This window comes from Streptomyces sp. NPDC033966 (assembly GCF_055575955.1).
Map to the genome: position 1 here is coordinate 240,494 of NZ_JBVIRQ010000004.1, position 13,623 is coordinate 254,116.

General features: G+C 73.7%; 15 protein-coding genes and 2 tRNA genes. 4 read left to right on the top strand and 13 right to left on the bottom strand.

All coding sequences use genetic code 11. The features are described 5' to 3' along the window. Positions 1 to 37: 37 nt before the first annotated feature. The 11 genes from ACZ518_RS13355 to ACZ518_RS13405 all read right to left on the bottom strand — a co-directional run bounded on the left by ACZ518_RS13355 (position 38) and on the right by ACZ518_RS13405 (position 10,874). Positions 38 to 1,045 carry a beta-ketoacyl synthase N-terminal-like domain-containing protein gene (locus ACZ518_RS13355; RefSeq protein ID WP_469113162.1) on the bottom strand — a complete coding sequence of 336 codons (1,008 nt, stop codon included), beginning with the start codon at positions 1,043 to 1,045 and terminating at the stop codon, positions 38 to 40. After that, the gene (locus ACZ518_RS13360) at positions 1,042 to 2,238 is read right to left on the bottom strand and encodes a beta-ketoacyl-[acyl-carrier-protein] synthase family protein (RefSeq protein WP_469113163.1); all 1,197 of its coding nucleotides are present in this window, start codon (positions 2,236 to 2,238) and stop codon (positions 1,042 to 1,044) included. The genes ACZ518_RS13355 and ACZ518_RS13360 overlap by 4 nt, the downstream gene beginning before the upstream one ends. 54 nt (positions 2,239 to 2,292) lie before the next feature. After that, positions 2,293 to 3,309 carry a thioesterase family protein gene (locus tag ACZ518_RS13365; RefSeq protein ID WP_469113164.1) on the bottom strand — a complete coding sequence of 339 codons (1,017 nt, stop codon included), beginning with the start codon at positions 3,307 to 3,309 and terminating at the stop codon, positions 2,293 to 2,295. A 50-nt stretch (positions 3,310 to 3,359) separates the two neighbouring features. Beyond that, the gene (locus ACZ518_RS13370) at positions 3,360 to 4,163 is read right to left on the bottom strand and encodes an alpha/beta fold hydrolase (protein WP_469113165.1); all 804 of its coding nucleotides are present in this window, start codon (positions 4,161 to 4,163) and stop codon (positions 3,360 to 3,362) included. Then, positions 4,160 to 5,218, bottom strand: a complete 1,059-nt coding sequence (locus ACZ518_RS13375) for a beta-ketoacyl synthase N-terminal-like domain-containing protein (RefSeq protein ID WP_469113166.1) — start codon at positions 5,216 to 5,218, stop codon at positions 4,160 to 4,162. Before ACZ518_RS13375 ends, ACZ518_RS13370 begins: the two co-directional genes overlap by 4 nt. Then, on the bottom strand, positions 5,215 to 6,426 hold the full coding sequence (locus ACZ518_RS13380; RefSeq protein ID WP_469113167.1) for a beta-ketoacyl-[acyl-carrier-protein] synthase family protein: 1,212 nt from the start codon (positions 6,424 to 6,426) through the stop codon (positions 5,215 to 5,217). Before ACZ518_RS13380 ends, ACZ518_RS13375 begins: the two co-directional genes overlap by 4 nt. Next, positions 6,423 to 7,655: a beta-ketoacyl-[acyl-carrier-protein] synthase family protein gene (locus ACZ518_RS13385; RefSeq protein ID WP_469113168.1), complete on the bottom strand. Its 1,233-nt coding sequence runs from the start codon at positions 7,653 to 7,655 to the stop codon at positions 6,423 to 6,425. The genes ACZ518_RS13380 and ACZ518_RS13385 overlap by 4 nt, the downstream gene beginning before the upstream one ends. Before the next feature lie 111 nt (positions 7,656 to 7,766). Next, a complete protein-coding gene (locus ACZ518_RS13390; protein WP_469113169.1) occupies positions 7,767 to 8,021 on the bottom strand; it encodes an acyl carrier protein in 255 nt (84 codons plus the stop codon). Between the two features lie 189 nt (positions 8,022 to 8,210). After that, on the bottom strand, positions 8,211 to 8,420 hold the full coding sequence (locus ACZ518_RS13395; protein WP_469113170.1) for an acyl-CoA carboxylase epsilon subunit: 210 nt from the start codon (positions 8,418 to 8,420) through the stop codon (positions 8,211 to 8,213). A 17-nt stretch (positions 8,421 to 8,437) separates the two neighbouring features. Then, a complete protein-coding gene (locus ACZ518_RS13400; RefSeq protein ID WP_469113171.1) occupies positions 8,438 to 10,006 on the bottom strand; it encodes an acyl-CoA carboxylase subunit beta in 1,569 nt (522 codons plus the stop codon). Between the two features lie 130 nt (positions 10,007 to 10,136). Next, the gene (locus ACZ518_RS13405; protein WP_469113172.1) at positions 10,137 to 10,874 is read right to left on the bottom strand and encodes a LuxR family transcriptional regulator; all 738 of its coding nucleotides are present in this window, start codon (positions 10,872 to 10,874) and stop codon (positions 10,137 to 10,139) included. A gap of 87 nt (positions 10,875 to 10,961) precedes the next feature. Here ACZ518_RS13405 and ACZ518_RS13410 point away from each other — a divergent pair, with 87 nt between their 5' ends. Then, entirely contained in the window at positions 10,962 to 11,153 is a 192-nt protein-coding gene (locus ACZ518_RS13410; RefSeq protein WP_469113173.1) for a hypothetical protein, read from the top strand. On the opposite strand, the gene ACZ518_RS13415 is transcribed toward ACZ518_RS13410, so the two are convergent. Beyond that, positions 11,102 to 11,671, bottom strand: coding sequence for a helix-turn-helix domain-containing protein (locus ACZ518_RS13415; RefSeq protein WP_469113174.1), 570 nt, complete (start codon positions 11,669 to 11,671; stop codon positions 11,102 to 11,104). The genes ACZ518_RS13410 and ACZ518_RS13415 overlap by 52 nt on opposite strands. 583 nt (positions 11,672 to 12,254) lie before the next feature. Here ACZ518_RS13415 and ACZ518_RS13420 point away from each other — a divergent pair. Next, entirely contained in the window at positions 12,255 to 13,043 is a 789-nt protein-coding gene (locus ACZ518_RS13420) for a 4'-phosphopantetheinyl transferase family protein (RefSeq protein ID WP_469113175.1), read from the top strand. On the opposite strand, the gene ACZ518_RS13425 is transcribed toward ACZ518_RS13420, so the two are convergent. Beyond that, positions 13,026 to 13,355, bottom strand: coding sequence for a hypothetical protein (locus tag ACZ518_RS13425; protein WP_469113176.1), 330 nt, complete (start codon positions 13,353 to 13,355; stop codon positions 13,026 to 13,028). The genes ACZ518_RS13420 and ACZ518_RS13425 overlap by 18 nt on opposite strands. Before the next feature lie 65 nt (positions 13,356 to 13,420). Between ACZ518_RS13425 and ACZ518_RS13430 the strand changes: the two genes are divergently transcribed. Together ACZ518_RS13430 and ACZ518_RS13435 are read left to right on the top strand one after the other, a co-directional pair. Further along, a tRNA-Ala gene (locus ACZ518_RS13430) sits at positions 13,421 to 13,495 on the top strand. A gap of 44 nt (positions 13,496 to 13,539) precedes the next feature. Further along, positions 13,540 to 13,614, top strand: a tRNA-Arg gene (locus ACZ518_RS13435). Positions 13,615 to 13,623 lie beyond the last annotated feature (9 nt).

The following is a 13,623-nucleotide window of genomic DNA, read 5'->3' on the forward strand; positions in this document are numbered from 1 at the left end:
GTGCTCTTCGTGCTCTTCGTGCGTGTACGGGTACGGGTCAGGCGGCGTCGGAGGGCGGGGTGAGCAGGGCCAGCGCGAGGTTCCCCTGCGCCGCGGCCGTGACGACCAGCACGGGCCCGTCCAGTCCGGCCAGCGCCCCGGCCGCCTGGACCAGCGGCTCCAGGGCCCCCGCGCCGGCCGGGACCAGTTCGGCGTCCGGGCCGAGCGCCCCGGCCACCGCGCGGCCGACGGCCGAGTCGTCGAGGACGGCGACCACCCGTGCGGGCGGGGTGTCCGCGCCGAGCAGGGCGAGGCCGGAGCCGATCAGCCGCCGGGCCCGGTCCGCCCCCTCGGGCCGCGCCGCCGCGTGCGGGGGCAGGAACATGCTCCTGACCCGGCAGTGGCCGTACGCCGGGCCGCCGCGGGCCCGTACGGCCTCCAGCGGTTCCAGGACGAGGGCCACGGCCCCGCGCTCGGACTGCCCGCGGCCGGCGTGCGCGGCGGCCAGGGCGTCCTCGGTGGCCCCGGCGAGGAGCCAGTCCGCGCGGCCGGCCGCCACGGCCCGGGCGCCCGCCTCGATCGACTCCAGGCCGGCGGTGCGCGGTGAGGTGACGGTGAGGTTGAAGGCCTTCAGGCCGTGCTCGGTGGCCAGCCGGCTGCCGAACAGGTTGATGGAGAAGTAGGGCGCGGTGACGGGGCTGAGTGCGCCCGCTCCCTCCGTGAGGACGGTGGCGTCCATGGCCTCGTGCAGGGCGGCCGCGGAGCTGTTGGTGCCGACGGCGGCGCCGCGCAGTTCGCCGGGCCGGCGGTCCGGCTCGTCCCCGGCGTCCGCGAGGGCCTCCTTCGCGGCGGCGAGGAAGAACTGGGAGGCGGCCGGCAGGTACTTGTAGCCGCGCGGCCCGAGCCGGGTGCGGTGGTCGAACCAGCCGTCGGCCGGTACCGGTTCCGCGTCCCGGGCGGCGCGCGCCGCGTCCTGCGGGCGCCCGCCGCGCGGGGTCACCACGCCGATGCCGGAGACCACGAGGGCGGGGCCGGTGGCGGGGGCGCTGTGCGGAGCCGTGGTCATGCGCCGGCCTCCTGGAGGACGAGGGATACGTTGTTGCCGCCGAAGGCGTACGCGTTGACGAGGGCGTAGGGGCCCGCGAGGCCGGTCCGCTGCACCGGCAGGAACACGTCGCAGGCGGGGTCCTGTTCGGCGACGGGGTGGTTGGGCGGGACGGCCCGGTGGTGGAGGATCAGCGCGGCGGCGACGACACCGAGTGCGGCGGCCGCACCGCCGGTGTGCCCCACCAGGGCCTTGAGGCTGTACAGGGGGGTGCGCGGGGCGCTCCCGCCGAGCACGGCGTGCAGGGCCCGGCTCTCGACGGCGTCGTTGAGGGCGGTGCCGGTGCCGTGCGGGACGACGCAGCCGACCTGGTCCGGCGCGGCGCCCGCCCGGTCCAGCGCCTCGCGCATGGCCCGGACGATCTGGGTGCCGCCGGGCTCGGGGGCCGTCGCGTGGTGGGCGTCGCAGCTCCAGCCCTCGCCGGCGAGCCTCGCGTAGACCTTCGGGGCCCGGCGGGCGGCGGCGTGCGCCGCGGATTCGAGCACCATGATCCCGGCGCCCTCGCCGAAGACGGTGCCCCGGCGGTTCGCGTCGAAGGGCCGGCACCGCTGCGGGTCGACGGCGCCGAGCCGGTTGAAGCAGGCCAGGGCGACCCGGGAGTACGCCTCGGCGCCCCCGGCGACGACCACGTCCGCGGCGCCCGTGCGGATCAGGTCGGCCGCGGCCGAGAGGCCGAATCCGCTGGCGGCGCAGGCGTTGCTGATGCTGCTGTTGGCGCCCTCGGCGCCGAGCCACGCGCCGACGGCACTGGCGACGGAGAACACCGGGGACCAGGAGTCGCCGGCGGGCCGCTCCGCCACCCGCCACTGCTCGTGCAGCCCGGAGTCGCCCATGCCGGTGCCGATGACCACGGCGATCCGCTCGGGTGCGGCCGGGACCGCTCCGGGGCCGGTCAGTCCGGCGTCGGCCAGTGCCTGGCGGGCCGCCTCCACGGCGAAGCGGGAGGCGGCTCCGGGCAGTTCGGACGGCGTGGACAGCGCGGGCGACCCGGGCACCGCGGGGGCCGTGTACATGAGCGGGATGTCCATCCGCGCGTACGGATCGGCGGCCGGCGCGGGACCGCCCTCCGCCCGCATCAGGCCGTGCCAGAAGGCATCGACCCCGAGGCCCAGGTGCGAGATCGCGCCCAGACCAGTGATCAGCACTTGTTCCATCGGGTCTACTCCGGATGCGGGGGGGACGTGGTGGTCGGTGGCCGGTGCGGCCGGTCAGACGGCGGCGGGTACCTCGCCCAGCGCCTTGACGACACGCTCGTCGAAGCCGACCAGGCTCCAGTCGCGGCGGTTCTCGAAGACGGCGTAGCCGTGGGTGATGCGGCCGGTGGCGGTCTGCACGAGGCGGCCTTCGCGCACCACGTAGAAGTCGGTGCGGGCCGTGTAGGTGAAGTCCTTGAAGACCTCCTCGACGGTGAAGACCGTGTACAGGTCCTCCTCCATCAGGGCCTCGTCGAGGAAGCGGACCTGCGAGCGGGGCACGACCGGGATCCAGCGGCGGTCGTCCAGCAGGGTCTTGATGGAGATCCCGCGGTCGGCGAGGAACAGGTCGACGACCTCCTCGATCTGGCGCAGGTAGCCGGACAGGGCGAGGCGCTCGTTGAAGTGGCAGTACGGGTAGGGGATCCGCCACTTCCAGCCGAAGGCGTTCTCCCCGGCGAGGAGCTGCTCCAGGACCGGGTCCGCGCCGGTGGTGCCGCGGCCGGCGGACAGGGCCGTGGTGGGGGCCGGGGCGGCCGGCGTGCCGTGGTGCGCGGAGCGCTCCCCGGTTCCGCCCAGTCGCGGGGTGGCGAAGCGGCTCAGCTCCTCGGGGTGGGCGAGCGGCGCGAGGTAGTCGTCGGCGCGCAGGGAGACCTTCACCTTCGAGGTGACGGCCTTCAGCTCGCGGCCGTCGCGCTCGACGTAGAGGGTGACGGAGAAGCCGAAGCGGGTGTCGCCGTCCTTCGTGGCGGGCACGACGACGGCGCGGGCCTCGTCGTCCTGGTGGAAGGCGTGCAGGATGCGGGTGTCGAGGTCGACGACGTCGAGACCGAGGCCGTGCTCCTCGAACAGCTCGCGGGAGGGCAGTCCGGCGCTGCGGAAGTGCTCCAGGACGGCTTCCTCGACGAGGTAGTTGACGTGCTTGAAGCCGATCCAGGTGTTGATGTTGGAGCCCTCGAAGCGGGGGCGCAGGCGCAGCGTGGTGGCGCTCTCCAACAGGTACGTGACGGCCGTTGCGGTCGGGTTGCTCATGTCGTTCGCTTCCTTGTCGGCGGTTGGTGCGGTGCGGGGGGATCGGCCCGTCACCCGGCGGTCCGGAGGAACTCCTCGGTGCGGAGGGCGAACTCCGGTGCCCGCTCGGTCATCGCGAAGTGGCCGCAGTCGGGCAGGATCTCGGCCTCGGCGCGGGGCAGGGCCGCGCACAGGGCGCGGCTGTCGGCGGGGAAGGACGCGAAGTCCCCCTCGCCGCCGACGATCAGGCAGGGCATCGTCAGCCGTTCGGTGCGCAGGGCGGGGGTCCGCAGGTAGGTGTCGAAGAAGCTCACCCAGCCGTACGGGCCGATGCGGTCGCGGACCTTGAGCGCCATGTCCCGGCGGGTCGCGTCCGGTATCCGGCCGCCGGAGCGGACCCGCAGGCCGTCGGCGAGGATCCGGTCGAAGTCGTTCAGGTAGTAGGAGATCGCCTCCCAGTCGAACCCTTCCGGGTCCGGCCGGTAGAACGGCGACACCAGGACCACGGCCCGGGGTCCCGGCGGGCCGCTCCCGGCGGGGGCGGGGGCGGCCGGGTCCCGCGCGGCGAGGTGCGCGAGCAGGGCGTTGGCGCCGAACGAGTGGGCGATCACGACGTCCGGGCCGCCGGGTACCAGGCCGATGGCCCGCTCCGCCCAGTGGGCGGGTGCCCGGCCGGTCCAGCCGGGCACCGTTTCGGCCCGCCAGGGCAGTTCGGCGGTCCACACCTCGTCGGGGGAGCCGGCGGTCTGCTCCAGGTAGGCGTCCCAGACCCCGGCGCCGCCGGCGAGTCCGTGCAGCAGCAGGATCCGCCGAGCGCCGGGGGCGCGGCCGGCCCGGCGCAGCGCGACCGTCACCGGCTCGGGGGCCGGGCTCACGCGCTGCCGGGGACGGCGGTGAGCAGCAGGGCCGCGCAGGCGTCGTCGGTGTCGGTGCCGGAGCTGGCCAGTACGGGGCCGGCGGGGGCGTCCGGGCGGGCGAGCCGGGCGGCGGCGGCCGCGCACTGGAGCACGCCGAGCGCTCCGGAGGCGGCGCCGAGGGTACGGGTGAGGTCGTGGCGCGGGACGTCGCCGCCGCGCAGGGCCCCGGGTTCGCCGGTGTAGCCCTCGGGGACGAGCCACAGGCCGGGGCGCAGCGGCCCCCGGGGGGTGTCCAGGAGCCGTTCCAGGCAGGCTTCGACGTCGGCTTCCCGGGCGTAGCCGCCGAGTACGGCGAGGGCTTCGGCGCCGCGCGCGGCGGCGGCGGAGGACCGCTCCAGGACCAGGGCGGCGGCTCCGTCCAGGAGTTCGCCGGCGGGCCGTCCGAGGAGGCCCTCGACGTAGCGGTTGTGGGTTTCGACGCCGATGACCAGGGCCCGGTCCGCGCGGCCCGCGCGGATCAGCACGGCGGCCCAGTGGACGGCGTCGAGTCCGGAGGTGGGGCCGTTGCAGACCATCACGTTGGGGCCGCGCAGGCCGTGCCGGATGGCGACGGAGGAGGCGACGACGTTGCTCGACGCGTTGGGCAGCCCCATGGGGCTGATTCCGGCGACGCCGTGTTCCTTGATGCCGTCGGCGACCTCGCAGACGGTGTCGAGGTTGCCCAGGTTGGAGCTGACGACGACGGCGGTGGAGCCGCCGGGGAGCTCCGGTGTGCCGTCCCCGAGCAGGCCGGCGTCGCGCAGGCCTTCCTGGGCGGCGCACAGGGCGAGCTGTGAGGCGCGGTCCTTGTAGCGCAGGCCCCGGCGCCCGATCAGGGCGCCCGGGTCGACGGGGGCGGCTCCGGCCGGGAGGTCGGCCGCGAGCAGGCCGCCGGCGTCGGTGATGCCGGGCAGGGCGGTGCCGATGCCGGTCACCAGGATCGCTTCGGCGTCCGGGGGGCAGCTGTCCTCGGGACTGTGGCCCGCGGTGTCTCTGCCCGTGGTGCTGGTGGTGGTCGCGGTGCTGGTGGTCACAGTGCTGCCCTCTCCACGATGGCGACCGCGTTGACGCCGCCGAAGCCGAAGGCGTCGATCTGGGCCAGGGAGGGGCGGGCGGTCGCGGCCCGGTCCCGTACGAGGCGGAAGCCGGCCGCCTCGTCGATCGGCTCGCGCAGCCCGATGACGGGCGGGATCCGCCCCGATTCGAGGGCCTTGAGGGCGACGATCAGGCTGAGCAGGCCGGAGCCGCCCGAGGTGTGCCCGGTCATCGACTTCACCGCCGTCATCAGGGGGGTGGCCGTGTCGGGGCCGAAGACGTCGCCGATGGCGGCCGCCTCGGCCTCGTCGTTGAGCAGGGTGCCGGTGCCGTGCAGCATCACCAGGCCGATGTCCTTCGGTTTCACGCCGGCGTCGCGGTGGGCGCCGCGGACGGCCTCGGCGATGCCGTCGCGGTCGGGGGCGGTGACGTGGTAGCCGTCGCAGTTGACGTGGACGGAGCGGAGCCGGCCTCGTACCGGCCGGCCCGAGGGGGCCGGGTCGCGGCGTCCGCCGTCCGTGCCCGCGCGCCGCAGGACCACGGCGGCCGCGCCCTCGCCCATGAGGACGCCCTTGCGGTCGCGGTCGAAGGGCCGCAGTGTGTCGGGGGCTTCCATGTGGACCCGGTCGAGCAGCCCGTACATGCTCTCGGTGAGGGTGTCCACGCCCGCGACGATGACGGTGTCGCCGGTGCCGGCCGCACCTTCGGCGAGCAGGTCGCCGCCCATGGCGAGCGCGTACAGGGAGGCGGAGCAGGCGTTGGAGAAGGTGTAGGTCCGGTGGGCGCCGAAGCGTTCGCGCAGGGCCGTGCCGAAGTGCAGGCCGGCCATGTCGAAGTCGGCCCCGTCCCGCCAGCGCAGTTCCGCCGAGCGCAGTTCGCGCAGCCCGGTGCCGACCAGGATCGGTACGTCGGACAGGTCCTCTCCGAGTCCGGCGTCCCGGGCGGCCTCGGCGATGGCGGCGAGCAGCCAGCGGGTGGCGCGGGCGGGCTCGTCGGTTCCGGGGGCGGGCCGGTCGTCGATCTCGTAGGCGTGCCGGGCTCGGAAGCCGGCGGGGTCGAAGCCGCGGAGCGGGGCCCGGCCGGTGCGGCCCGCGCAGAGGGCCTCGAACACCTCGTCGACGCCGTTGCCGATGCTCGCCACCGCGCCCAGTCCGGTGAAGACGAGGTCGGGGACGGCCGCTCCGGCCGGTGCGGGACGTGCGGTCATGCGACGGACTCCTCGTACTTGCCGAAGATCACTACGGAGTTGTTGCCGCCGAAGGCCAGCCCGTTGTTCTGCACGACGCGCAGGTCGGCCTCGACGGCGTGGTTGGGTACGCAGTCCACGGCGCATTCGGGGTCGGTCTCGACGTGGTTGATCGTGGGCGGGATGAACCCCTCGGTCAGGGCGAGCGCGCAGCCGATGGAGGCCAGGGCGCTGGCCGCGCCCATGCTGTGGCCGAGCATCGACTTGATCGAGACGGTCTTCGGGGGGCGGTCGCCGAACACCTGCCGGATGGCCCGGGCTTCGGTGACGTCGTTGGCCTTGGTGCCGGTGCCGTGGGCGGAGATGAAGTCCACGTCCCCGGCCGAGACCCCGGCTCCGTCCAGCGCGAGCCGCATGCACTGCGCGACGCTGTCCTGGTCGGGGGCGACCGGGTGGTGGGCGTCGCAGTTCAGCCCGTACCCGAGCACCTCCGCGTAGATCCGGGCGCCGCGCGCCCGTGCGGACTCCAGGGTCTCCAGCAGCAGGACGCCCGCCCCCTCGCCGGTGAGGATGCCCTTGCGGTCCACGTCGAAGGGCCGGCACAGCTCGGGGGCGATGGTGCCGAGCCGGTAGAAGCCGGTGAAGGTCTTGCGGCACAGGGCGTCGGCACCGCCGACGAGGGCGTAGTCGGCCTCCCCGGTGCGGACGGCGTCGAAGCCGTAGCCGATGGCGTAGTTCCCGGCCGCGCAGGCGGTGGGGAGGGTGACGGCCTCGACGCGGCTGAGCCCGAACTCGTGGGCGATGGCCGCCGAGAGGCGGCCGGCGGGCACCCGGGCGGTGACCGTGGGGTCCATCCGCTCGGGGCCCTCGCGGACCTCGGTCTCGACGAGCTGGTCGAGGTCGCGGGATTCGCCGTCGGTGGTGCCGATCGAGATGAGGACGCGTCCGGCGCGCAGGTGGTCCTCCGGCAGCGCCGCGTCCTCGGTCGCCATCCGGGCCGCGGTCACCGAGAACTGGCTGGCCCGGCCGAGCGTTTCGGGCTCCAGGTTGCGGATCCAGCGGGCCGGGTCGAAGTCGGTGATCTCGCAGCCGTTGGCGTGGTCGAAGCCGTCGGTGTCGAATGCCGTGATCGGTTTTGCGGCGCTACGGCCCGAACGCAGTCCGGAGAGGAACTCGGCGGCGCCCAGCCCGATGCTGGAGACCGCACCGAGCCCGGTGATGACCACCCTGTTCGCCGGTACATCAGACATGTTCATCCCGTTGTCTCGAGGGCCGGGGCAGCCGGCCGTTCCCAAGGTGGTGCGTCCGTGCGGTGCGGTGTCCGTGAGGTGCTGCGTACGTGCGCACGGCGCCGCCCGGTCCTACTTCCAGTCGGCGGCTTCCGCGACGACTTCGTATACGCCGTCGAGGTTCACCATCCGGCCGAGTTCGGTCTGGTTGATGACGACGTTGAATTCCTTCTCCAAGGAGGCGAGGATTTCGATCGCGCGCAGCGAGTCCGCGTCGTGGTCCTCCTTGAAGAGGCTGGTGTCGGTCACGTCCTCGGGGTCGATCTCGAGGATGTCGCAGACGATGTCCTTGATGGTCTCGCGGCGCTCTTCGGTCGTAGCGGACACAGTGGTCCCTCATTCCTGACGGAGATTGGTGGGAGTTCGTAAAGAATGCGCGATCTATTTCCGCGTCGGTTTCGACTCTATTCAGTCGGCCGGGCGGTGCAGAAGGCTCGTGTCAGTTAGCTGCCAGCGCGCTTTCCGGAGCGTCCGGAGGGCCGCTCGGATGGCATTTTCCGGCCGGACGCGAACCGTTCAGGCGGAGCGCCGCCAGGCGCCGGGCGGGATGTGGCGGCCGCCGCGGTGGGGCCCCCGGGGGCGGGCGGGCGGCAGGCCGGCGCCGGCGTCCGCCGCGGTGGCCGCGGCCCGCGCGAGGAGGACCGCGGCGAGCGCGGCGAGCTCCTCGGCGGCGGGCGCTCCCCGGGTGACGCGGAACAGCGGTTCGCCGTGGGTGTGCGGGTGCATCGTGGACCGTCCCCCCGTCACATCGGCGGATTGCCGTGCTTGCGGCCCGGCAGTTCGGCGTACTTGGTGCGGAGCATCGCGAGGGAGGCAGCGAGGACGGAACGGGTGTCGGCGGGGTCGATCACGTCGTCGACGAGGCCGCGTTCGGCCGCGTAGTACGGGTGCATCAGCTCGGTCCGGTACTCCTTGATCCGCTGGGCCCGTACCGCCTCGGGGTCGGCCGCGGCGTTGATCTCCCGGCGGAAGATGACGTTCGCGGCGCCCTCGGCACCCATCACGGCGATCTCGTTGGTGGGCCACGCGAAGGAGAGGTCGGCACCTATGGAGCGGGAGTCCATGACGATGTACGCGCCGCCGTAGGCCTTGCGCAGGATGACCTGGACGCGCGGCACCGTCGCGGCGCAGTAGGAGTACAGCAGTTTGGCGCCGTGCCGGATGATCCCGCCGTGCTCCTGGTCGACGCCCGGCAGGAAGCCGGGTACGTCGAGCAGGGTGACCAGCGGGATGTTGAAGGCGTCGCAGAGCTGCACGAACCGGCCGGCCTTGTCGCTGGCGTCGATGTCGAGGACGCCGGCCAGCGACTGCGGCTGGCTGGCGACGATGCCGGTGACGTGCCCGTCGACGCGGGCCAGCACGCACAGCACGTTCGTCGCCCACAGCTCGTGGACCTCCAGGAACTCGCCGTCGTCGACGATCTCCGCGATCACCCGCCGCATGTCGTAGGGGCGGTTGCCGTCGGCGGGGACCAGCTCCGCGAGCGCCTCGCAGCGCCGGCCGGCCGGGTCGCCCCCGGGGAGGTGCGGCGGGTTCTCCTGGTTGTTCTGCGGCAGCAGCGACAGCAGGAAGCGGACGTCCTCCAGGCAGGAGCGTTCGTCGTCGTAGGCGAAGTGGGAGACGCCCGAGACGGCCGAGTGGACGTCGGCTCCGCCCAGTCCGTTCTGGGAGATCTCCTCGCCGGTCACGGCACGGACGACGTCCGGGCCGGTGATGAACATCTGCGAGGTCTCGCGGACCATGAACACGAAGTCCGTCAGCGCCGGGGAGTACGCGGCGCCGCCCGCACAGGGGCCGAGCATGACGGAGATCTGCGGGATGACGCCCGAGGCCCTGGTGTTGCGCTGGAAGATGCCCCCGTAGCCCGCCAGCGCCGAGACGCCCTCCTGGATGCGTGCGCCCGCACCGTCGTTGAGGGAGACCAGCGGGGCACCGGCCGTCAGGGCCATGTCCATGATCTTGTGGATCTTCTCGGCGTGGGCCTCGCCCAGCGCCCCGCCGAAGATCCGGAAGTCGTGCGCGTAGGTGAAGACCGTGCGGCCGTGCACGGTTCCCCAGCCGGTGACCACTCCGTCGGTGTGCGGCTTCCTGTCCTCCAGCCCGAAGCCGGTCGCCCGGTGCCTGCGCAGCGGCTCCACCTCGTGGAAGGAGCCGTCGTCGAGCAGCAGGTCGATGCGTTCGCGGGCGGTCAGTTTTCCCCTGGCGTGCTGCGCCGCGGTCGCCTGTTCACCCGGGCCCTGCCGGACCTGTTCGCGCAGTGCGTGGAATTCGGCGAGGCGGTCCTCCCGGCCCTCCGTCGACAACTCGCTCATCGGCCGTTCCCCCAAAAGTCGGCGGATTCGGGGGCCCGTCGGTAATGAGCCGCCCGAACGCGGCGGCGGCCGCGCCGGATGCACCGTAGTTTTCTCCGGAGCGGCCGGGCCACATGTCATCCGCGAACTGTCAGCAAGGTGTCATACCGGCCGGTATACGGCGCGCATTCGCACCGCGCAGAACGGAATTGGCAGCTAGCTGCCCGCCTGGCCGCAGCGGTGGAGCGGTCAGACCGCACCGCTCGCCGCCGCGGGCGGACGGGACCGGCGGGCGGATCAGCCCGTGCTCGGCGGCCCGCACGCCGGCCTGGAAGCGGGACTTCGTCCCGAGCGCCTCCATGATCTCGGCGACGTAGCGGCGGTAGGTGCGCACCGACACCCCGAGCTCGCGGGCCGCGGTGTCGTCGGTGTTCCCCGTGTGCAGCTGCCGCAGGACACCGGCCGTGAAGTCGCTGCGCAGCGGGCTGGCCGGCCCGATGCCGCCGCCCGGGGGCGCCGCGCCCCGCCAGGCGCTCGCGAACAGCGCCTGGAAGGGCTCCAGGACGGCCGGGGTGCGGATCACCGCCGCGTCGGCGGTGCGCTCGGCGCGGACGAGCGCCACCTGGCCGTCGACCACCAGCGTCTCCAGGTACGGCATCGGCGCCACCCGTATGCCGAAGGGGTGGTCCGCCTTGAGGAAGTCGCGGAAGGACTCCTGCTCGACCGTCGCGTGGGTGCACAGCACGCGCGCCCTCACCCCGGCCCGCTCCCCGCGCAGCAGGTGGGACAGCGCGGTGCACACCTCCACCGCCTTGTCCCCGCCGGCGGCGACGACCACGTCCACGCTGTGCCGCGCCTGCGCGACCAGGTGCCGGGCGGCCTCCCGCATGCCGCTGCAGCCCGGCCCGACGGGCGTGTCGATCGGGCTCCGGTTGCACCACTCCCGGTATTTCGAGACCGCTTCGTCTATAAGGTCGTGTATATCGCCGAGCACCCCATCGAATTCCTCGCCGCGCTGCATTTCGCCACGCCCTTGACCCATCACATTTCCCCCAAAATGCTTTTGTTTCACCGCGAAGGCCGGGACACCGTCGGCGCCGCCCCGGCCATCCGCCGCTATTCGTCCTTCTTCAACAAGCCGAACCACACCGCACAGACCCCCGCCTGAAATCGCGAATCCGCCCCGAGTTCGCGCATTATTTCCGCCACGTAGCGGCGGTACGTACGCAGCGGGATGGAGAGCTCGCGGGCCGCGGCCGCATCGGTGCGGCCGTCGCGCAGGGCCTCCAGGATCCGCTGCCCCGTCTCGCTGCGGGCCCTGCTGGTCCCGGCTTCCCAGACCGTCGCCCCGTTCCACACCGCGGCGAACAGGGCGGTCAGCGCGGTGACCGGCGCGGGGTCCTCGACCAGGGACACGACCTTGTCGCCGCCGCGCGGCCCGGACCACAGCACGGCCACCGAACCGTCCACCACGACGGCCTCGTTGAGGGCGCATTCGGCGACCCTGACCACGCATCCGTCAGCGCCGGCCAGCGCTTCGCGGAACGCCGCGGCGCGCACGACGGCGGGCGCGCACAGCAACCGGACCCGCGCCCCGCCGGCCGGCCCCGCCCCGGACGCGGACCGCATCAGGTCCAGCGCCACCGCCCCCGCCCGGGAGGAGGCGGCCTGCACGATGACGCTCACGTCCCGCCGGGCGTTCTCTGCCAGGCGACCGGAAACCCCGATGACGTCCTCGTCGCGTTCCAGTATTCGGACAGAATGCTCGGGACCCGCCGGGGAGCGGCGGCTTTGGGCCGCCTCAATGAGTCCCTGAACCTGCAAAAGTGCCCGGCTGACTTCATCGTCGACCGGAGCTCTTTTCCGGGTGATCGGCTGCGGCTCTGTTTTTCCGTTGCCCAACTTCCCCCGCCTTCTCGTCACAGCGCCGCGCCCCCAGCGAGGCTATCCCGCTCGAAGTCGGACGGTCAACCGAGCCCCTACGGTGAGTGATTGTTGAACTTCTCGCCGGTGCGGGAATTTCCGGGAATGGCCCGATGCCGCTCTTATTACTGGAGAGTTATTCCGGTTCCGGTGCGGGCGCACTTCACAGGAAGCTGCCTGCACGGGGGCCCGGACGGCTGCGGTCGGCGAACTGACCGGTGCGTAGGGTCACATCCCGGCCCCCTCCTGGCATCTTGCTGCCAGCGCCGCCGCAGTCCGCTCCCCCGGCTCCTACAGTCACCAGGCCCGCCCGGCCGAGTGCCGGGCACCGAGGAGAACGGCGAACGTGACCAGGACCACAGCACTCCGGCGGCCCGACCCCGCACGCGGCGGCACCGACGGCCCGGCGGCCGCGGAGATCTGGTGGTGGCTCACCGAGGAGGTCTCCCGCCCGGGCGACCCGGGCCCGCTCACCGCCGCCGAGCTCGCGGCTGCCGCCAGGCGGCCGGCCGACCGCCGGCCCGACTTCACCGCCTCCCGGGCGGCCGTCCGCACGGTGCTGGGCGCACTGCTCGACGTCCCGCCGGAGCAGGTCGAGTTCGGCCGCCGGCCGTGTCCCGAGTGCGCCGACGCCGGGCACGGTCCCCCGTACGTCCGTCACCCCCGCAACGACCTGTGGATCAGCATCTCCCACACCCGGGGCTGCGGCCTGCTGGCCGTCGCCGGGCACCCGGTCGGGGTCGACGTGGAGCACGGGCGCCGCCGGGCGTGGTCACCGGAGATGGCCGCCAAGGCACTGACGCCGGCCGAGCGCGGCCACGTCGGCGCGATCGCCGACGCCGGGGAGCGCAACCGGGCCTTCCTGCGCTGCTGGACCCGCAAGGAGGCCGTGCTCAAGGGCGTGGGCACGGGCATCGTCGCCGACCTGTCGGCACTGGAGACCCGGCCCGCCGATCCGGGACCGGTGCGGGTCCGCACGGCCGTACCGGGCGTGCCGGCCCACTGGCGGGCCGTCGACCTGGCGCTCCCCCTGCCCTATCTGGGCTCACTGGCCTACCCGGACGCGGCCGGCCCGCCGACCGTGAGACTGCACCGGTACACCGGAGCCCCGCGGCCCTCAGGTCCGGCGCGCTGAGCGGCGCCGCCCGCGCAGGGACAGCCGCATCAGGACCGCCGTCTGGAACAGCAGCAGCGCACCGAGCCCCACCGCCGCGGGCAGGCCGCGCCCCTCCCAGGCCGTGGCCCCCAGCCGGGCGGCCCCGACCGCGGTCAGCGCGACCAGGAAGCGGCCGGCGAACTCCGCCTCGGTTCCGTGCGGTACGGCCGAGCCGGCCACGAACACCGCCAGCAGCACGGGGATCCACGGCGTCCCGGCATCGCGCAGCAGCGCGGCGGCCCCGGACTCCACGGCGAGGAGCAGCAGGGCGCGCAGCAGGAAGGCAGGCATGGACACATCATGCCGGGGATATCCCGGTGCGGACCCCGCCGGGGGTCGTCTAAGATCCATCTCAAGCGGGGTCGTAGCACAGAGGTAGTGCGCCTACACAGCATGGAGGAGGACGCCGGTTCGAATCCGGCCGCCCCGCCCTTCTCTCTCCCCCCGTCGCGGGGCCGTACGATCGGCCGCACGGGCGGGGTCGTGGTACAGAGGTCGTTGCACCCCCTTGCGAAGGGGAGGACGCCGGTTCGAATCCGGCCGCCCCGCCCCCTCGACC